13 protein-coding genes are annotated in these 20,391 nt (G+C 60.2%); 12 read left to right on the top strand and 1 reads right to left on the bottom strand.

Annotated elements, in window-relative coordinates:
• Positions 1–40: 40 nt before the first annotated feature.
• Together FP026_RS09105 and FP026_RS09100 are read left to right on the top strand one after the other, a co-directional pair.
• Positions 41–283 carry a hypothetical protein gene (locus FP026_RS09105; protein WP_149634310.1) on the top strand — a complete coding sequence of 81 codons (243 nt, stop codon included), beginning with the start codon at positions 41–43 and terminating at the stop codon, positions 281–283.
• A 171-nt stretch (positions 284–454) separates the two neighbouring features.
• Positions 455–925 carry a hypothetical protein gene (locus FP026_RS09100; protein WP_149634309.1) on the top strand — a complete coding sequence of 157 codons (471 nt, stop codon included), beginning with the start codon at positions 455–457 and terminating at the stop codon, positions 923–925.
• 33 nt (positions 926–958) lie between these two features.
• On the opposite strand, the gene FP026_RS09095 is transcribed toward FP026_RS09100, so the two are convergent.
• Positions 959–1,210: a hypothetical protein gene (locus FP026_RS09095; protein ID WP_149634308.1), complete on the bottom strand. Its 252-nt coding sequence runs from the start codon at positions 1,208–1,210 to the stop codon at positions 959–961.
• A gap of 433 nt (positions 1,211–1,643) precedes the next feature.
• On the opposite strand from FP026_RS09095, the gene FP026_RS09090 reads away from it, so the two are divergent.
• The 10 genes from FP026_RS09090 to glgA all read left to right on the top strand — a co-directional run bounded on the left by FP026_RS09090 (position 1,644) and on the right by glgA (position 20,388).
• On the top strand, positions 1,644–2,756 hold the full coding sequence (locus tag FP026_RS09090; protein ID WP_149634307.1) for a DUF475 domain-containing protein: 1,113 nt from the start codon (positions 1,644–1,646) through the stop codon (positions 2,754–2,756).
• Between the two features lie 292 nt (positions 2,757–3,048).
• On the top strand, positions 3,049–4,476 hold the full coding sequence (locus FP026_RS09085; protein WP_149634306.1) for a mannose-1-phosphate guanylyltransferase/mannose-6-phosphate isomerase: 1,428 nt from the start codon (positions 3,049–3,051) through the stop codon (positions 4,474–4,476).
• Positions 4,477–4,658: 182 nt separating this feature from the next.
• The gene (locus tag FP026_RS09080) at positions 4,659–7,979 is read left to right on the top strand and encodes a DUF2126 domain-containing protein (RefSeq protein WP_149634305.1); all 3,321 of its coding nucleotides are present in this window, start codon (positions 4,659–4,661) and stop codon (positions 7,977–7,979) included.
• Positions 7,980–7,992: 13 nt separating this feature from the next.
• Positions 7,993–10,410 (top strand): circularly permuted type 2 ATP-grasp protein, encoded by a 2,418-nt coding sequence (locus tag FP026_RS09075; RefSeq protein WP_149634304.1) that lies wholly within the window; start codon positions 7,993–7,995, stop codon positions 10,408–10,410.
• A 4-nt stretch (positions 10,411–10,414) separates the two neighbouring features.
• On the top strand, positions 10,415–11,293 hold the full coding sequence (locus tag FP026_RS09070) for a transglutaminase family protein (protein ID WP_149634303.1): 879 nt from the start codon (positions 10,415–10,417) through the stop codon (positions 11,291–11,293).
• A gap of 147 nt (positions 11,294–11,440) precedes the next feature.
• Complete coding sequence (locus FP026_RS09065; protein WP_246665298.1) at positions 11,441–12,688, top strand: vWA domain-containing protein; 1,248 nt, start codon at positions 11,441–11,443, stop codon at positions 12,686–12,688.
• 298 nt (positions 12,689–12,986) lie between these two features.
• Entirely contained in the window at positions 12,987–15,449 is a 2,463-nt protein-coding gene (locus FP026_RS09060; RefSeq protein ID WP_149634302.1) for a glycogen/starch/alpha-glucan phosphorylase, read from the top strand.
• On the top strand, positions 15,446–17,653 hold the full coding sequence (glgB, locus tag FP026_RS09055; protein ID WP_149634301.1) for a 1,4-alpha-glucan branching protein GlgB: 2,208 nt from the start codon (positions 15,446–15,448) through the stop codon (positions 17,651–17,653). The genes FP026_RS09060 and glgB overlap by 4 nt, the downstream gene beginning before the upstream one ends.
• A gap of 26 nt (positions 17,654–17,679) precedes the next feature.
• Complete coding sequence (gene glgC, locus FP026_RS09050) at positions 17,680–18,942, top strand: glucose-1-phosphate adenylyltransferase (protein WP_149634300.1); 1,263 nt, start codon at positions 17,680–17,682, stop codon at positions 18,940–18,942.
• Between the two features lie 3 nt (positions 18,943–18,945).
• Positions 18,946–20,388: a glycogen synthase GlgA gene (glgA, locus tag FP026_RS09045; protein WP_149634299.1), complete on the top strand. Its 1,443-nt coding sequence runs from the start codon at positions 18,946–18,948 to the stop codon at positions 20,386–20,388.
• Positions 20,389–20,391: the final 3 nt, after the last annotated feature.

Here is a 20,391-nt window from a genome sequence, read left to right as displayed (position 1 = left end):
CTACTGTCATATCAGCGCATCGATCATACGGGAGGATGAGATGACGGTGATGAAGCGGCAGTTCTACAAGAACCATAAGTCCAATGGTGATGAATACATGTTCCATCTCGCCCGCGACACCGAGAGCGGCGAGGTCTACGTCATTCGCCAGGCGGATTATGTCGTCGACGGCGGCAGCGAGAAAACCATGACCCTCTACGAATTCCTGGCTGGCGGCGGCAACCGCCAGAATGCCTTGCTGCAGCTGATCGGCTCGCTCGTTCAGGAATCAGCCCCACACTGAGATCCTCACAACCCTGAGCGGTCGTTTTGCGATAACGGCGTGCTCTGATCACCAGCCTGAAGCGCAATGAGCGATCGGATCGACGCCGGTTGCCTGGGCTTGCGCCGCGCCTTGGGTTGACTGCCACATTTTGATCGGCGAACCTGTATGGGCTTGAAAGGAGCCCTTCTTATGCGATTCGCAGGCATTGCTTTTGGATTGACCGTCTTGGCCGCCACCTCGGCCGGCGCAGTGGAAAATTTTCCGTCGCAAGGCGTCACCGTCGTCAGTGGAAAATGTTCCAAACTCATGGTCGGCAAACTCGATGCCTCCAAGGGGTGTAAGGCTGAGATCGCCAGCGTGACGGGTCCCGACGGCTCGGTGACCTTCATCTTTACGTCAGGCGGCAAGATGCTGGGATTCCAGGGCAACGGCAAGGGCATCAAGCCCGGCAACGAGAAGGGAACCGCGCAGCTGCCGATCGATGTCATTTCGACCGGGGCCGGCAGCAAGATATCCAGCCAGGTCGAAGCAAAGGGTACATGCACCTTTGCCAATCCTTATGCAGGCAAGCCGGTTGCCATCCAATGCTCGGCAAAATCGACGGAGATGAGCTTCAACGGCAACTTCACCTCCGACGGCAAGGCGCCCCAGCACAAATAAATAAGCATTGTCGTCGCACTAGCCGCGGCCCGGCTAATGCTGCGAGCCGCTCTTCCGCTTGTGGCCATGGTTGGCATCGGCCGGCGCTTCGCGCGAGAGGTCGGCGCCGTTGACATGGGCGGGGACATGCACGTCCTCGTGGGTCACGGGATGCAGCGTCAGATCTACTTGATGCGGCGGCAAGACCTGAGCCTGGCGAAGCGTATTCGGCCGCGCCTTCTTCTGCCGCTCCGTCAATTCCGGCTTCTGCGATTGTTCCTTGCGGTAAATGGGGTCAGGGCTCATCGGAGCTTCTCCTGTCGATTGCTGTTTTGAAGGTGATGGATACGCCCGAGGGATCCGCTTGGCGGACGGCACAAACGTGCTTGAGGGCCAAACGCAGCCTTTTCCGTTTGGTTCCCAAAATTCGCAATTATGAGTTCGCAATTATTGGGAGCAGTCCGAGCGACCACTATTTCAACTCTTGACCTGTGTCGCGACTTCACTAACTATGGACTATCTCCGCGCCTTCCTGACATCGGCGACGGATTGAACTTTGGTGCCGGGCCCCTCTGGCGAGAGTTTTTACGGCGCTCTCGCGATGTCGGTACCGCCTGCAGATGAGCCGGCGGACTTCTTTCATGAACAGCTTGACCATGCCTCGCCCGCATGCCGTCCTCGGCATACGGCTGCCCGCCCCATCCGAAAATCATCAGTTCCTTTGTGGCGAGGTGCGCCCATGACACCGCAAGCCGCCTCCAAATCCGTACTCGGCTATTTCGGCTGGGCCTTCGTCGTCACCATCGGCGGCCTCGCTCTCGGCGCCTTCCTGGGCTGGAACACCACCGGCACGATGGGTGGCCTCGCCACGGCCTTCTTCATCTGCGCGGTTCTCGCCGTATTGGAAATTTCACTCTCCTTCGACAATGCCATCGTCAATGCCAACAAGCTGAAGGAGATGACGCCAGTCTGGCAGCATCGCTTCCTGACATGGGGCATCATCATCGCCGTCTTCGGCATGCGCATCGTCTTTCCGCTGGCAATCGTCGCGATCGCCGCCTGGATCAATCCGTGGGAGGCGCTGAAGCTCGCCGCCACCAGGCCGGAGCAATATGCTGAGATCATGCAGAATGCGCATCTGCCGATCGCCGCCTTCGGGGGCACATTCCTGATGATGGTCGGCCTGACCTATTTCTTCAATCACGAAAAGGATGTGCACTGGATCGGCTTCATTGAGAAGCGCATGGCGCATTTCGCAACCGTCAAGGGCGTTGAAATCGCCTTCGTGCTGGTTCTTGTTCTCATCTTCAGCTCCGTGCTCGACGGCGGCGATTCAACGGCCTTCCTGCATGCCTCCATCTACGGTCTCCTGACCTTCCTCCTGGTCGAAGTCCTGGCCGGGTTCCTGGATGCCTCGCAAAAGACGATGAGTGCTGCCGCAAGGGGCGGCTTCGGCGCATTTCTCTATCTGGAAATCCTCGATGCCAGTTTCTCCTTCGACGGCGTCATCGGCGCATTCGCCCTGACGCAGAATCTGTTCATCATCGCCATCGGCCTCGGTATCGGCGCTATGTATGTCCGCTCCATGACGATAATGCTGGTGGAAAAGGGCACACTTGCCCATTACCGCTATCTCGAGCACGGTGCCTTCTATGCCATCCTGATCCTCTCGGTGATCATGTATGTGCAGACGCTGTTCCACATTCCGGAAGTCATCACCGGCCTCGGCGGCGCGGCTCTGATCGGCATCTCACTCTGGTCGTCGATCCGCTACAACAGGCGCAACGCCCTCAACCATGTGCCCGCACATGGCGAACAGCACGAAGAACAGCACGACAGGGCGGAAGCGTAGACAGCGAAGCGCTGAAGACTGCTGTTTGCGAGTGAGCAATCCTGCATCAATGGCGGAGACCGTTTCCCGACGGCCTCCGCCTTTTCATTCAGAACAGCGCCTTGAACGGATTTTCATTGGAGTTTCCGAGCCGAGATCGCCGAATGTTTACATTGCCGGCATATTAGCGCTAGCGTTTTGCCGAAAAATATCGCAATGGCGATTGACGTTGTCGAAGGAGCATGGCGGAAAGCGCAGCGGTTGCGCTTCCTAGCGGCCGGCTCTCGAATGAAGTGTCTAGGAGAGGCAGAGTATGGCAGCAAAGATCGTTCCGGTGATTATGGCAGGCGGCAAGGGTACACGGCTGTGGCCGCTATCGCGCGCATCCGCTCCGAAGCAATTCATCCAGTTCATCGGCGACAAGACGCTGTTTCAGAACACGTTGGAGCGCGTTGCCGATCCTGAGCTTTACGAAGCGCCGATCGTCCTGACCAATGAGGAATTCCGCTTCCTCGTTGCGGAACAGGCCCGCGAGCTCGACCTTAAACTGGCAGCCGTGCTGCTGGAGCCGGTCGCCCGCAATACCGCTGCCGCCGTCGCAGCTGCAGCCGCGCTCGTCACCGAGCTTTTCGGCAAGGACGCGATCATGCACGTCCTCGGCTCGGACTATGAGATCGACGCCAACGCGACCTATTACGATTGCGTGCGCCAGGCGCGCGACACCGCCCTTCAGGGCAAGCTCGTCACCTTCGGCATCAAGCCGACGGAACCGGCCACCGGCTATGGCTATATCGAAAGCGGCAAGGCGCTTTCGACCGGCGCTCATGCCGTCAAGCGCTTCGTCGAAAAGCCGGCGCTGGACAAGGCTCAGGAGATGGTGGCAAGCGGCAGCTTCTACTGGAACTCCGGCATGTTCATGTTTTCGGCCGCTCAGCTTCTGGACGAAATGAAGGAATATGCGTCCGACGTCGAGAAGACCGCCAGCAAGGCCGTTTCCAAGGCAACCCGCGACCTCGATTTCACCCGTCTGGATGCCGACGCCTTCTCCAAGAGCCCCAACATTTCCATCGACTACGCGCTGATGGAAAAGACGGCGAATGCCGCCGTCGTTCCCTCGCCCTTCACCTGGTCCGACCTCGGCAGCTGGGACGCGGTCTGGAAAGTCGGCAATCGTGACGAAAGCGGCAACGTGTCGGCCGGCGCCACGACACTGGTGAACACGAAGAATTCGCTCGTGATGACGCATAGCCTTCACGTCGCCGTGCAGGGGCTTGAAGACGTCGCCGTCATCGCCAGCGAGGACGCCGTCTATGTCGGCCATCTCAAGGACAGCCAGGAAGTCGGCAAGCTCGTCAAGCTGCTCGCAAGCGAGAAGAAGACGGCCAAGCTCACCGAGACGCATCCGACCTCCTATCGCCCGTGGGGCGGCTACACGTCGGTGCTGAACGGCGAGCGTTTCCAGGTCAAGCGCATCTTCGTCCTTCCCGGCAAGAAACTGTCGCTGCAGAAGCATCACCATCGCTCCGAGCACTGGATCGTCGTCAAGGGCACGGCCGAAGTGACGGTCGGCGAAAACGTGCAGATGCTGCGCGAAAACGAGTCGGTCTATATCCCGCTCGGTGAAGTGCATCGCCTGTCGAACCCCGGCAAGATCCTGCTGGAGCTCATCGAAGTGCAGACCGGCTCCTATCTCGGCGAGGACGATATCATCCGCCTCGTCGACGAGTTCGGCAGAAGCTGATTGCAAGCAGCAAGCCAGGGATTTCAGAACGGCGGGCGAAAACCCGCCGTTTTTGTTTTGGCGTTACACGGCAAGAGCTTCCCAAGCACCGAGAGATGCCTTGCTTTCTTTCGCTGCATTGCACACACTGCCTTCGGGAACAGCAATCACCGCACAACGATGCGGGCTAGGCGAAGAGACATATGGCGATCAAGGCAAGCATCTATCATCTCACCCATTATAAATACGACAATCCGGTTCGCCTCGGTCCCCAGATCATCCGCCTGAAACCCGCCTCGCATTCCAAGACGCGCGTGCTGAGCCACGCGCTGAAGGTCACGCCGTCAAATCATTTCGTGAACCTGCAACAGGATCCCTACGGCAATTATCTCGCCCGCTTCGTCTTTCCCGATCCGGTGACCGAGCTGAAGATCGAGGTCGATCTCGTTGCCGACATGACGGTCTACAATCCCTTCGACTTTTTCGTCGAAGAGGAGGCCACGAAATGGCCCTTCGACTATCCCGAGACCATCCGCGAGGATCTGTCCATCTATATGAAGCCGGAAGAGCCCGGCCTCCGGCTGAAAGCCTTCCTCGCCACGCTCGACCGCTCGGAACAAAAAACCGTCGACATGATCGTCGGCCTCAACGCACGGCTGCAGCAGGAGATCGGCTATGTCATCCGCATGGAAGCCGGCGTCCAGATGCCTGAGGAGACCTTGGAAAAGGCGAAAGGCTCCTGCCGCGATACGAGCTGGTTGCTCGTTCAGGTTCTGCGCCATCTCGGCCTCGCCGCCCGCTTCGTCTCCGGCTACCTCATTCAGCTGACACCCGACCTGAAGGCGCTCGATGGCCCTTCCGGCACCGAAGTCGATTTCACCGACCTGCATGCCTGGGCCGAAGTCTACCTTCCCGGCGCCGGCTGGGTCGGCCTCGACCCGACGTCGGGCCTTTTGACCGGCGAGAGCCATATCCCGCTTGCGGCCACGCCGCATTACCGCAACGCCGCGCCGATCTCGGGCGGCTATTTCGGCGAGGCCAGGACCGAATTCGACTTCGCGATGAGGGTCGCCCGCGTCGCCGAGCATCCTCGCATCACCAAGCCTTTCTCCGACGAAAGCTGGGATGCGCTGAATGCGCTCGGTGAGGAGATCGATCGTGTCCTGCAAGCCGACGACGTGCGCCTGACCATGGGCGGCGAGCCGACCTTCATCTCGATCGACGACTTCGAGTCGGACGAATGGAACACGGCCGCCGTCGGCCCGACCAAGCGTGAAAAGGCCGATACGTTGATCCGTCGCCTGCGCGAACGCTTCGCGCCTGGCGGCTTCCTGCATTATGGTCAGGGCAAATGGTATCCGGGCGAAAGCCTGCCGCGCTGGACCTTCTCGCTTTACTGGCGCAAGGACGGCAAGCCCGTCTGGCAGAACCCCGCCTTGATTGCGCAAGAGACCGTCAAGACCGGCGCAAGTGCGGACGACGCCGGAAAGCTTCTGACTGCGATTGCCAAAGAGCTGGCGATCGAGCCAGAGATGGTGCTGCCGGCCTATGAAGACCCGGCCGAATGGATCATCAAGGAAGGCAGCCTGCCGGAAAATGTCGACCCGTCCAATTCGAAGCTGAAGGACCCCGAGGAACGCAGCCGTATTGCCCGCGTCTTCGAGCGTGGCCTGACAACGGCGACCGGCTATGTCCTTCCCGTGCAGGCATGGAATGCGCGCGCCTCAGGCACACGCTGGGTCAGCGAAAAATGGAGCACGCGCCGCGGCAAACTTTATCTGGTGCCGGGTGACTCGCCGATCGGCTACCGTCTGCCGCTCGGCACCCTGCCTTATGTACCGCCGTCGCGGTATCCCTATATCCATACCGTCGATCCCTCCATTCCGCGCACGCCATTGCCTGAAGTCATCGTGCCCGCCGGCCGTGCCATGCCGGAAGCCTCGTTCCAGGCCGATGAAGGCGCGCAATCACGCGTAGAACAGACGCTTGGCGATATCCGCGGCGCGGTGCGCACAGCCATCTCTGTCGAGCCGCGCGATGGCCGGCTCTGTGTCTTCATGCCGCCGACCGAAGGGATCGAGCAGTATCTCGAACTTTTGGCTGCAGCGGAAAATGCAGCGGCTGAGCTCGGACTACCGGTCCATATCGAGGGCTATTCGCCGCCGCAGGACGAACGCATCAATGTCATCCGCGTCGCGCCCGATCCGGGCGTGATCGAGGTCAACGTCCATCCCGCATCGAATTGGCAGGACTGCGTCAACATTACGACGGCGGTTTACGAAGAGGCGCGGCAGACGCGTCTAGGCACCGACAAGTTCCTGATTGACGGCCGTCACACCGGCACCGGCGGCGGCAACCATGTCGTCGTTGGCGGGGCCAATCCGAACGACAGTCCCTTCCTGCGCCGTCCCGACCTGCTGAAGAGCCTGGTGCTGCACTGGCAGCGACACCCCTCGCTCTCCTATCTCTTCTCCGGCCTGTTCATCGGCCCGACCAGCCAGGCCCCACGCATCGACGAAGCGCGCCATGACAGTCTCTACGAGCTGGAAATTGCGGTAGCCCAAGTGCCTGCGCCCGGCCGCGGCAACCCGCCGCTGCCCTGGCTGGTGGACCGCCTGTTCCGCAATCTTCTGACCGATTCCAGCGGCAATACCCACCGCTCGGAAATCTGCATCGACAAGCTCTTCTCGCCGGATGGGCCGACGGGACGCCTCGGCCTCGTCGAATTCCGCGGCTTTGAAATGCCGCCCAACGCCCGCATGAGCCTTGCCCAGCAATTGCTGGTCCGCGCCCTTATCGCCCGCTTCTGGCGCAATCCCCTCGACGGTAAATTCACCCGATGGGGCACGACGCTGCATGATCGTTTCATGCTGCCACATTATGTCTGGCAGGATTTTCTCGATGTGCTCGCCGATCTCAGTGAGAACGGCTTCGGCGTGCTTCCGGAATGGTTCCAGGCGCAGCTCGAATTCCGCTTCCCCTTCTGCGGCGAGGTCGAATATGAAGGCAACAAGCTGGAGCTGCGCCAGGCGTTGGAGCCATGGCATGTGCTCGGCGAAGAAGGCGCGGTTGGGGGAACCGTCCGCTATGTCGATTCGTCGGTCGAACGCCTGCAGGTGCGGTTCGAAACATCAAACCCATCGCGTTATACGGTGAGCTGCAACGGCCGCCCCGTGCCGCTGACGGCAACGGGCGTGTCCGGCGTTTCGGTCGCCGGCGTGCGCTACAAGGCATGGCATCCGGCCTCGGGCCTGCATCCCGTTCTCCCGATCGATACGCCGTTGACCTTCGATATCTATGACACATGGTCACGGCGCTCGATCGGCGGCTGCATCTACCATGTCGCCCATCCGGGCGGCCGGAACTATGAGACATTCCCGGTCAACGGCAACGAGGCGGAAGCGCGACGACTTGCGCGATTCGAACCTTGGGGGCATACAGCGGGTGGCTACGCCTTGAGACCGGAGACTGCGTCGGTGGAATTCCCGCTGACGCTCGACCTCAGGCGGCCGGCAGGAATTTGAGACGGAACTGTGAATGGCTAGAAAACCGGCGACGGAACGGCGGGGCGACGTAAAGACCGGAACCGGCAAGGATCCGGCCTTTGCCTATCGTCCTTTGCCCGGCGTCGCCGACGAAATGGTCGACAACAAAGGCGCTGTGCGCCCGGTCTGGCAAAACCTCCTTTCGGCGCTGTCGCGCATGTCGGAACTGGAGCTGACGGAGCGTTTCGCCCGGGCCGACCGCTATCTGCGCGATGCAGGCGTTTTCTATCGAGCCTATGGAACGGCTGGCGTCAGCGAACGCGGCTGGCCGATCTCGCATATTCCCGTGCTTATCGATGAACGCGAATGGCAATCGCTTTCGGAAGGGCTGCGCCAGCGCGCCGATCTGCTCGAAGCGGTCATGGCCGATATCTACGGCGACAGCCGGCTTGTGAGCGAGGGTTTGCTGCCACCGGCCTTGATCGCGGCCAATCCGGAATTCCTGCGTCCGCTCGTCGGCGTCAAGCCCGCGAACGGTCACTATCTGCATTTCCTGGCGTTCGAAGTCGGCCGCGGCCCGGATGGAAACTGGTGGGTGCTGGCCGACCGCGCGCAGGCTCCGTCAGGCGCCGGCTTCGCGTTGGAGACCCGCGTCGCCACCACCCGCGCTTTCTCCGATATCTATGCGGAAACCAAGGTTCATCGCCTCGCCTCCTTCTTTGGCGCTTTTCGCGATGCCCTGCTGGGCGGCAAGCGCGGTGGCGAGGGACGCGTCGCTGTGCTGACGCCCGGCCCGGCCAACGAGACCTATTACGAACACGCCTATATTGCCCGCTATCTCGGCTTCATGCTGCTCGAGGGCGAGGACATCACCGTCGTCAACGACCAGCTGATGGTGCGCACCGTCGCCGGGTTGCGGCCGATCAGCGTGCTCTGGCGCCGCCTCGATGCGGCCTATGCGGACCCGCTGGAACTCAACCAGCACTCTCATATCGGCACGCCCGGCTTGGTCGAGGCCCTGCGGGCGCAGACCGTGACCATCGTCAATGCGCTCGGCTCCGGCATCCTTGAGACGCGCGCCCTGCTCGCCTTCATGCCGACCATCTGTCGGCATCTGCGCGGCGAGGAATTGAAGCTGCCGTCGATCGCGACCTGGTGGTGCGGCCAGAAGAGCGAGCGCGAACATGTCGCCGAAAACATCGAGAAGATGGTCATCGGCCCGGCCTATTCCCGCATGCCCTTCTTCGACGACAACGGCCAATCCGTGCTCGGCTCGACGCTGCGCAGCACCGCCCGCGATTCGATCGCGGACTGGCTGGCGACAGAGGGTCACAAGCTGGTGGGCCAGGAGGTCGTGACACTTTCCACGACGCCCGCCTGGGTCAACAACAAGCTGACGCCGCGGCCGATGAGCCTACGTGTCTTCGCCGCCCGCACGGAAAACGGCTGGCAGATCATGCCCGGCGGCTTTGCCCGCATCGGCAGCGGCGACGATGTTGCCGCCATTGCCATGCAGGCCGGGGGGGCGGCTGCCGATGTCTGGATCGTCTCCGACAAACCCGTCGAGGCGCACACGCTGCTGCCCGCCGAAGAGACCTTCACCCGCAATATGCCGGGAAGCCTACCAAGCCGCGCCGCCGATAACCTCTTCTGGCTCGGCCGCTATATCGAGCGGGCCGAAGGGGCCCTGCGCATCCTGCGCGCCTGGCATGGGCGGTTTGCCGAATCGGCGGACCCGACACAGCCGCTACTTGCCGACGTCAGCGCCTATCTCGCCGCCATCGACATCGATACCAAGCAGGCCGTGCCGGAAAACCTGCTTCGCAACATCGACAGCGCCGTCTATTCGGCCAGCAACATCCGCGACCGGTTTTCCCCGGACGGCTGGCTGGCGCTGAACGACCTCGCCAAGACGGCACGCCGCTTCAAGGAACGGGTGAAGCACGGCGATGACGCCAGCCATGCCATGACGATCCTGTTACGTAAGCTCGCAGGCTTTGCCGGTCTCGTGCATGAAAACATGTACCGCTTCACCGGCTGGCGCTTCCTGTCCCTCGGCCGCTATATCGAACGCGGCCTGCACATGACGCGGCTGCTCGGCCATATGTCCGGCCCCGATGCCCCCGATGGCGCGCTCGACATGCTGCTGGAAATCGGCGACAGCGTCATGACCCATCGCCGCCGCTACAATGTCAATACCGCCCGCCTGACAGTGACCGACCTTCTGGCGCTCGATCCCCTTAATCCGCGCTCGATCCTCTTCCAGATGAACGAGATCCACCGCGAGGTCGAGCAACTGCCGAATGCTTTCGTCAACGGCCAGATGTCGCCCTTCTTCCGCGAAGCCATGCGCCTGCATTCCGGCCTGGCAGTGATGACGCCCGAAGCAATGACTGTTGAAGTCTATCAGCAGCTGGCACGGGAACTGGAGCGGCTTTCCGACCTGCTGGCACGCACCTATCTCGGATGACGTAATGCTCTACGATCTCTCGCTTCACATGGGCTATATCTATGACGTGCCGGCAAGCGGCGCGCGGCATATATTGCGCGTCATGCCGCTATCCCTGCCCCATCGGCAACGGCTGATCGCCGGCTCGGTGAAAATAACCCCAGGCCCGGACGAGCAATCGAACTTCACCGACTTCTTCCAGCACCCGGCAACCTCGATCCTGATGCGCGAGCCGCATGAAAGGCTCGATATCCGCATGCAGGCGCGTGTGCAGGTGGAAAGCCAGCCCGTCGGGGCAGACTTCTCGCCCCTGCTCGCCAAATTGCCTGAAGAAATCGACGATTGCTGGTCAATTGATCCTTCCTCGCCCCATCATTTCCTCGGCAGCAGCCCGCGTCTGCCTGAGACGAGTGAAATCACCGATTACAGCAGGCAGTGGCGATCGACCAATCTGACGACGCTGCAGATCGCCCATGCGGTCTGTGCGCAGATACACAAGGATTTCACCTACGACGCGAAGGCGACGACGGTGGATACCACGCCGAAGGAAGCCTTTCGTCTCAAGCGCGGTGTCTGCCAGGATTTCTCGCATGTGATGATCATCGCGCTGCGCAGCCTCGGCATCCCCGCCGGCTATGTCAGCGGCTTCCTGCGCACCATCCCGCCGCCCGGGAAGGAACGGCTTGAGGGCGCCGATGCCATGCACGCCTGGGTGCGCGTCTGGTGCGGGGAGACGGCAGGCTGGATCGAGCTTGATCCGACCAACAATATTCCCGCCGGAATGGACCATATCGTCGTTGCTTATGGCCGCGATTATTCGGACGTTGCCCCCGTCATCGGCGTGCTCAAAGGCTATGGCAGCCAGAAGGCCGTTCAGGCCGTAGATGTTATTCCACTAAAATAGAATATACTTAAAGTAGTAAAAGCCAGAAGCAAATCGCGCCAGATTATGTAGTTTGTTAAAAATCAACTGGCCGCTTAAACCTTCAACTAATATTTGTAATTGATAGTCCCGCTGTTCTTAGAATCTAACTCTTTCTAATAGGCGGACATGATGATTGCCGGCTCTGATATACTTTGCGCATTAAAACAACTTCTACGCGACAGAGCCGGGAATTTTGGCATCCTAACGGCGATTGCCGTACCCGTATTGGTAGCGGCGGGCGGCATGGCGGTAGACGTCACCAATATGTCGCTGTCGCACAGCGAGCTTCAGGAAGCAACGGACTCCGCCGCGCTCGCTGCGGCGACAGCGCTCGCCGACGGTAGCGCGACCACGACATCAGCCAAGGATCTCGCCAACAACTTCGTCCTTGGCCAGATGTCTAATTATCTCGGCGGGGATACAAATACTACGAGCTCGCTGAAGGCCGGCACCAACACCGCAGTAACAAAGACCACTGATTCCTCCGGAAATTCCGCCTACTCAGTCGTCGTGAGTGCGTCATATTCAATGCCCGTGAACGGCATGACCCGCCTGCTCGGCCAAAGTTCAATGAATATCGCCGCCTCTAGTACCTCGATCAGCGGCAAAACTTCCGAAACCCAGAAAAACGCGTTGTCGATGTATTTCGTTCTGGACCGCTCCGGCTCAATGGATGAAGCCACCGATACCGTCAACACCGAGCAACCCACCAAAACCTATACGTATGGATGTTTAAAAACAAATACGAACGGCTGGCAGGTGTGGGGTACATGCACCGCAACCACGGCGAATTACTATACGAAAATGGAATCGCTAAAAATTGCGACGTCCAATCTCGCCGCGCAACTGAATAGCGCCGATCCCAACATGATATACGTTCGCACCGGTGCGGATTCCTATAATTCTGTCGCCCAGACCGCGACTTCTCTGGCTTGGGGCGAGAGCGGCGTCACAAGATATGTCAACAACCTGACGTCAGATGGCTCTACAAATTCGGCGCCCGCTTTTACGGCGGCAGTCGATGCGTTGACGAAACCGTCTACAACAGCAGGACTGACGAATGAGCAGCTCCAACATAAGAATAAGAGCGGCGTCACAAATCCGACCATGTACATCGTGTTCATGACCGACGGCAACAACAACGTAGCAAATGCTGACACAGATACCAAAATCCAATGCGATAAGGCACGCCGCAACGGCATCCATGTATATACCATTGCCTTTATGGCACCAGAAAATGGCCAAGCACTGCTGAAGTACTGCGCTACCTCGCCTTCCGACTATTTTACGCCCCAAAGTGCGGCCGATCTCTTCAAGGCCTTTGCGACAATCGCCACCGAAACATCGAAGCAAATGACGCTCCTGACCAAGTGATCGCGCCCGGCATTCATGCCAAGCAACCACAGATACCCATCAAAGAAAAAGCCGCGCGATACGAGTATCGCGCGGCTTTTCGTTTGTTCGATGCGCGAATAACAGCCCGAAACATTATCGAAATCAAGTCTTTTCCCGCAAAGGGGAAATCTTTCGCGGCTATTTTCGCATCCGCTCAACTCGCGTGTTGCAACTGCTTTACATCAGTGCGTAAACTGATAGTGAAACGGAAAGGCAATTTGATTTTACGCAGGCGTAACACCCTGAATATAAATCACAAATGGCGAGAGTTGATAATATGAATAACTTGACGACGGCCGATCTCCCCGTTCCAGCCCCACGCAGTTCCCGCCCCGAAATCCTTGCTGAAGAAATCATCGAGCGCCTGACCTATCGTATCGGCAAGGACGCCAAGGTCGCCAAACCGCATGACTGGCTGACGGCAACAATCCTCGTCATTCGCGACCGCGTCATCGACAAGTGGATTGAATCGACCCGCAAGACCTATGAGACCGGTGCCAAGCGTGTCTACTATCTATCGCTCGAATTCCTGATCGGCCGCCTGATGCGCGATGCCGTCTCCAATCTCGGCCTGATGGAGGAGATCACCAACGCGCTTTCCTCGCTCGGCGTCGACATCCGTGTCATCGCCGGCATCGAGCCCGATGCGGCCCTCGGCAATGGCGGCCTCGGCCGTCTCGCCGCCTGTTTCATGGAATCCATGGCAACGGTCGATGTGCCGGCCTATGGCTACGGCATTCGTTATGTCCACGGTCTGTTCCGCCAGCAGATGGCCGATGGCTGGCAGGTGGAACTGCCCGAAACCTGGCTGGCGCACGGCAACCCCTGGGAATTCGAACGTCAGGAAAGCTCCTATGAAATCGGCTTCGGCGGCGCTGTCGAGACCGTCAACGGCCATGACGATCAGCCGCGTTACGTCTGGAAGCCGGCCGAGCGCGTCATTGCCACCGCCTTCGACACGCCCGTCGTCGGCTGGCGCGGCAAGCGCGTCAACACGCTGCGCCTCTGGTCGGCGCAGCCGATCGATCCGATCCTGCTCGATGCCTTCAACGCCGGCGACCATATCGGCGCGCTGCGCGAGAGCAACAAGGCCGAAAGCCTGACGCGCGTCCTCTATCCGGCCGATGCGACGCCCGCTGGCCAAGAGCTGCGCCTGCGCCAGGAGTTCTTCTTCTCTTCCGCATCCCTGCAGGACATCTTGCGCCGCCATCTGCAGCAATATGACGATCTGACCAATCTCGCCGACAAGGTTGCGATCCAGCTCAACGATACGCATCCGGCCGTTTCCGTCACCGAGATGATGCGCCTGCTGGTCGATGTCCACGGCTTCGACTTCGACAAGGCCTGGGATATCACCAGAAACACCTTCGGCTACACCAACCATACCCTGCTGCCGGAGGCGCTGGAAAGCTGGCCCGTTCCGCTGATCGAGCGGCTTTTGCCGCGCCACATGCAGATCGTTTACGCCATCAACGCCAAGATTCTTGTCGAGGCACGCAAGCTGCGCAACTTCAGCGATACGGAAATTCGCTCGATCTCGCTGATCGACGAAAACGGCGATCGTCGTGTGCGCATGGGCAACCTTGCCTTTGTCGGCTCGCATTCGATCAACGGCGTTTCGGCGCTTCACACCGACCTGATGAAGGTCACGGTCTTCGCCGACCTGCACAAGCTCTACCCCGACCGCATCAACAACAAGACGAACGGCATCACGCCGCGCCGCTGGCTGATGCAGTGCAATCCGGGCTTGACCAGCCTCGTGCGCGAAACCATCGGCGACGCGTTCCTCGACGATGCCGAGCAGTTGAAGCCGCTGGATCAGTTCGCCCGCGACAGCGCCTTCCAGGAGAAGTTCGCCGCCGTCAAGCGTGCCAACAAAGTGCAGCTCTCCAACCTCGTCGCCAGCCGCATGGGCATCAAGCTCGATCCGAATGCGATGTTCGATATCCAGATCAAGCGCATTCACGAATACAAGCGCCAGCTTCTGAACGTCATCGAAGCCGTGGCGCTCTACGATCAGATCCGCTCGCATCCCGAACTGGATTGGCAGCCGCGCGTCAAGCTCTTCGCCGGCAAGGCGGCACCGAGCTATCACAACGCAAAACTGATCATCAAGCTGATCAACGATGTCGCCCGCGTCATCAACAACGATCCATCCGTGCGCGGCCTGCTGAAGGTCGTCTTCGTGCCGAACTACAATGTCTCGCTTGCCGAGGTCATGGTTCCGGCCGCCGACCTCTCGGAACAGATCTCCACCGCCGGCATGGAAGCATCAGGCACCGGCAACATGAAGTTCGGCCTCAACGGCGCCTTGACGATCGGCACGCTTGACGGCGCCAATGTCGAAATGCGCGACAATGTCGGCGAGGACAATATCATCATCTTCGGTCTCAAGGCCGATGAGGTCGCCAACCTCCGCAGCGACGGCCACGATCCCCGCGCCATTATCGAGCGTTCGCGCGAGCTCGCGCAGGCGCTATCGGCCATCGCCTCGGGCGTCTTCTCTCCTGATGACCGCAATCGCTATGCCAGCCTGATAGACGGCATCTACAGCCACGACTGGTTCATGGTCGCCGCCGATTTCGACGCCTATGCGTCGGCGCAGCGCGAAGTCGATATTCTCTGGGCCAATCCGTCGGAATGGTATGCCAAGACGATCAACAACACCGCTCGCATGGGTTGGTTCTCTTCCGACCGTACGATCCGCCAATACGCCAAGGAAATCTGGAGAGCCGGATGAAGAAGCCGAAAAAGCCCGGCGATGGCGCCAGCTTGAGGGATATTTCGGCAGACGAGATCGCTGCGATTCTCAAAGGCACCCATTCCGATCCGTTCGCCGTCCTCGGCACCCACAAGACGGATGACGGCTATGTGGCACGTTGTTTCATCCCCGGCGCGGAAGCCGTTACCGCCTTGGCGCTGGATGGCTCGGTCATCGGCGAGCTGGATTGCCTCGATCCGGCGGGCTTCTTTTCCGGTGTCGTGAAGCTCGGCAAGCAGCAGCCGCTCCGTTATCGCGCCAGGCGCGGCGATGCCGAATGGGCAGTGACCGATCCCTATAGCTTTGGCCCGATCCTCGGGCCGATGGATGACTATTTCGCCCGTCAGGGCACGCATCTGCGCCTGTTCGACAAGATGGGTGCGCACCCGATGAAGCATGAAGGCGTCCAGGGCTTCCATTTCGCCGTATGGGCGCCGAATGCGCAGCGGGTTTCGGTGGTCGGCGATTTCAACAATTGGGATGGCCGCCGGCATGTCATGCGCTTCCGCTCCGACTCCGGCATCTGGGAAATCTTCGCTCCGGACGTGCCGGCCGGCGTGGCCTACAAGTTCGAGATCCGCGGCCATGACGGCGTGGTGCAGCCGCTGAAGGCCGATCCCTTCGCCCGCCGCAGCGAATTGCGCCCCAAGACCGCTTCGGTCACGGCCGCCGAACTCAGCCAGGCCTGGGAGGATTCGGCTCACCGCGAGCATTGGGCAAGCGTCGACCAGCGCCGCCAGCCCATCAGCATCTACGAGGTGCATGCCGGCTCCTGGCAGCGTCGCGATGACGGCTCGATGCTCTCGTGGGACGAGCTTGCCTCGCGTCTCATCCCCTATTGCGTCGACATGGGCTTCACCCATATCGAATTCCTGCCGATCACCGAGCACCCCTATGATCCATCCTGGGGCTATCAGACCACCGGCCTCTATGCGCCAACCGCCCGCTTCGGCGAGCCGGAGGGCTTTGCCCGTTTCGTCAACGGTTGTCACAAGGTCGGCATCGGCGTCATACTGGACTGGGTGCCGGCTCATTTTCCGACCGACGAGCATGGCCTGCGCTGGTTCGACGGCACGGCGCTTTATGAGCACGAAGATCCGCGCAAGGGCTTTCATCCCGACTGGAACACGGCAATCTACAATTTCGGCCGTACCGAGGTGCTCGCCTATCTCCTGAACAATGCGCTCTACTGGGCCGAAAAATTCCACCTGGACGGTTTACGCGTCGATGCCGTCGCCTCGATGCTCTACCTCGATTATTCGCGCAAGCATGGCGAATGGATACCGAACGAATATGGCGGCAACGAAAATCTCGAGGCCGTCCGCTTCCTGCAGTCGATGAACGCCCGGATCTATGGGGCTCATCCCGGCGTCATGACGATCGCTGAGGAATCGACCTCCTGGCCGAAAGTGTCGCAGCCCGTCCATGAAGGCGGCCTCGGCTTCGGCTTCAAGTGGAACATGGGCTTCATGCACGATACGCTGAGCTATCTCTCCCGCGAGGCCGTGCATCGTAAGTATCACCATAACGAGCTGACCTTCGGGCTGATCTACGCCTTCTCGGAAAATTTCGTCCTGCCGCTCTCGCATGATGAAGTCGTCCACGGCAAGGGATCGCTGATCGCCAAGATGTCAGGCGACGACTGGCAAAAATTCGCCAACCTGCGCGCCTATTATGCCTTCATGTGGGGCTACCCCGGCAAGAAGCTGCTGTTCATGGGTCAGGAATTCGCCCAATGGAGCGAGTGGAGCGAAGAGCGCGCGCTCGACTGGAACCTTTTGCAATACCGCATGCATGAGGGCATGCGGCGTCTCGTGCGCGATCTCAACTTCACCTATCGCAGCAAGCCGGCGCTCCATGCCCGCGACTGCGAGGGAGACGGCTTCGAATGGCTTGTCGTCGATGATTTCGAAAACTCGGTCTTCGCGTGGCTGCGCAAGGCGCCGGGCGAAAAGCCGGTTGCCGTAATCACCAATTTTACGCCAGTCTATCGCGAGAACTATACCTTGCGCCTGCCAGCTGAGGGGCGGTGGCGCGAAATATTGAATACCGATGCCGATATCTACGGCGGCAGCGGCAAAGGAAATGGCGGGCGCGTACAGGCCGTCAGTGCAGGTGGGGGCGTACAAGCGATAATAACGCTGCCTCCGTTAGCGACCATCATGCTCGAACCGGAATTTTGAGACCATTACGGACAGGGAGGAATAAAATGGTAGAAAAACGTTTCCAGCCGCTGGCGCGCGATGCCATGGCCTACGTTCTTGCCGGCGGGCGCGGGAGCCGCCTGAAAGAACTGACCGACCGCCGTGCCAAGCCGGCCGTCTACTTCGGCGGCAAGACGCGAATCATCGATTTCGCGCTATCCAATGCACTCAATTCCGGTATCCGCCGCATCGGCGTCGCCACGCAGTACAAGGCGCACTCGCTGATCCGCCACATGCAACGCGGCTGGAACTTCTTCCGTCCGGAACGGAACGAAAGCTTCGACATCTTGCCGGCATCGCAGCGCGTCTCGGAAACACAGTGGTACGAAGGCACGGCCGACGCCGTCTATCAGAACATCGACATCATCGAGCCCTATGGTCCGGAATACATGGTCATCCTCGCTGGCGACCATATCTACAAAATGGACTATGAGTGGATGCTGCAGCAGCATGTCGATTCCGGCGCCGAAGTCACCATCGGCTGCCTGGAAGTGCCGCGCATGGAGGCTGTCGGCTTCGGCGTCATGCATGTCGATGAAAAGGATCAGATCATCGACTTCGTCGAGAAGCCGGCCGATCCGCCTGGTATTCCGGGCAATCCGGATTTTGCGCTGGCTTCGATGGGCATCTACGTGTTCCACACGAAATTCCTGATCGAATGCCTGCGGCGCGACGCGGCCGATCCGAACTCCAGCCGCGACTTCGGCAAGGATATCATTCCCTACATCGTCAAGAACGGCAAAGCCGTCGCCCACCGCTTCGCGCAATCCTGCGTTCGCTCCGATTTCGAGCGCGAAGCATACTGGCGCGACGTCGGCACGATCGATGCCTACTGGCAGGCCAATATCGACCTGACCGCCGTGGTGCCGGAACTCGACATCTACGACAAATCCTGGCCGATCTGGACCTACGCGGAAATCAGCCCACCGGCCAAGTTCGTCCATGACGATGAAGACCGCCGCGGTTCGGCCGTCTCCTCGGTGGTGGCAGGCGATTGCATCATCTCCGGCGCCAGCCTCTACAACAGCCTGCTCTTCACCGGTGTGCGCGCCAATTCCTATTCCAAGCTGGAGGGTGCCGTCGTGTTGCCGAGCGTTAAGATCGGCCGCCGCGCGCAGCTCAAGGACGTCGTCATCGACCACGGCGTCACCATTCCGGAGGGACTGATCGTCGGTGAGGACCCGGAACTCGATGCCAAGCGCTGGCGCCGCACGGAAAGCGGCATTTGCCTGATCACCCAATCGATGATCGACAAGCTGGATTTGTAACCTATGAAGGTTCTCTCGGTTTCGTCCGAAGTCTTCCCTTTGATCAAGACAGGGGGCTTGGCCGATGTGGCTGGCGCCCTGCCTATCGCGCTGAAGCCCTATGGCGTCGAAACCAAGACCCTCATTCCGGGCTATCCCGCCGTTATGAAAGCCATCCGCGATCCTGTTGCTCGCCTGGAGCTTCCGGATCTCCTCGGCGAGCCGGCCACCGTTCTCGAAGTCGAGCACGCGGGCATTTCCTTCCTCGTCCTCGACGCGCCGGCCTATTACAGCCGTACCGGCGGCCCCTACGTCGATGCGACGGGCAAGGATTATCCCGACAACTGGCGGCGTTTCGCCGCGCTGTCGCTGGCCGGCGCGGAAATTGCCGCCGGCCTTCTGCCGGGCTGGCTGCCGGATCTCGTGCATGCCCATGACTGGCAGTCGGCCATGGTGCCGGTCTATATGCGCTACTATCCGACGCCGGAGTTGCCGAGTGTCCTCACCATCCACAACATCGCTTTCCAGGGCCAGTTCGGCTCCGATATCTTCCCGGGCTTGCGCCTGCCGGCGCATGCCTTTTCGATGGAGGGTGTGGAATATTACGGTGATGTCGGGTTTCTCAAGGGCGGGCTGCAGACCGCGCATGCACTAACCACGGTCAGCCCTTCCTACGCCGAGGAAATCCTGACGCCGGAATTCGGCATGGGTCTCGAAGGCGTCATCACCAGCAAGGCCTATAACCTCTACGGCATCGTCAACGGCATCGACGGCGACATCTGGAACCCGGCGACCGATCCGATGATCGCACAGACCTATAGCGCGGCGACGCTGAAGGATCGCGCCGTCAACCGCCACCGGGTCATCGAACATTTCGGCCTCGACGACGATGATGGTCCGATCTTCTGCGTCGTCAGCCGGCTCACCTGGCAGAAGGGCATGGATCTTCTGGCAAGCGTTGCCGGCGAGATTGTCCACATGGGCGGCAAGCTTGCCATTCTGGGCGCGGGCGATGCGGCGCTAGAGGGCGCACTGTTTGCTGCAGCCGGCCGCCATCGCGGCCGTGTCGGCGTTTCCGCCGGCTATAACGAGCCCATGTCGCATCTGATGCAGGCCGGTTGTGACGCGATTATCATCCCCTCGCGCTTCGAACCCTGTGGCCTCACGCAGCTTTATGGCTTACGCTACGGCTGCCTGCCGATCGTTGCGCGGACGGGTGGGCTCAACGATACGATTATCGACGCCAACCACGCCGCACTGCAGGCAAAAGTCGCGACTGGCATTCAATTTTCGCCCGTCACCGCCGAAGGGTTGCTGCAGGCCATACGCCGTGCCATGCACCTCTTCCAGGATCGAAAGGTCTGGACGCAGATGCAAAAGCAGGGCATGAAATCCGACGTATCCTGGGGCAGGAGCGCAGAACGCTACGCCGCACTCTACTCCAGTCTAGTCTCGAGAGGCGCTTAACCC

It is taken from the genome of Martinezella tropici, assembly GCF_008370325.1.
Lineage (GTDB): Bacteria > Pseudomonadota > Alphaproteobacteria > Rhizobiales > Rhizobiaceae > Rhizobium > Rhizobium tropici_B.
This window is presented reverse-complemented; position numbering and strand designations above follow the sequence as displayed.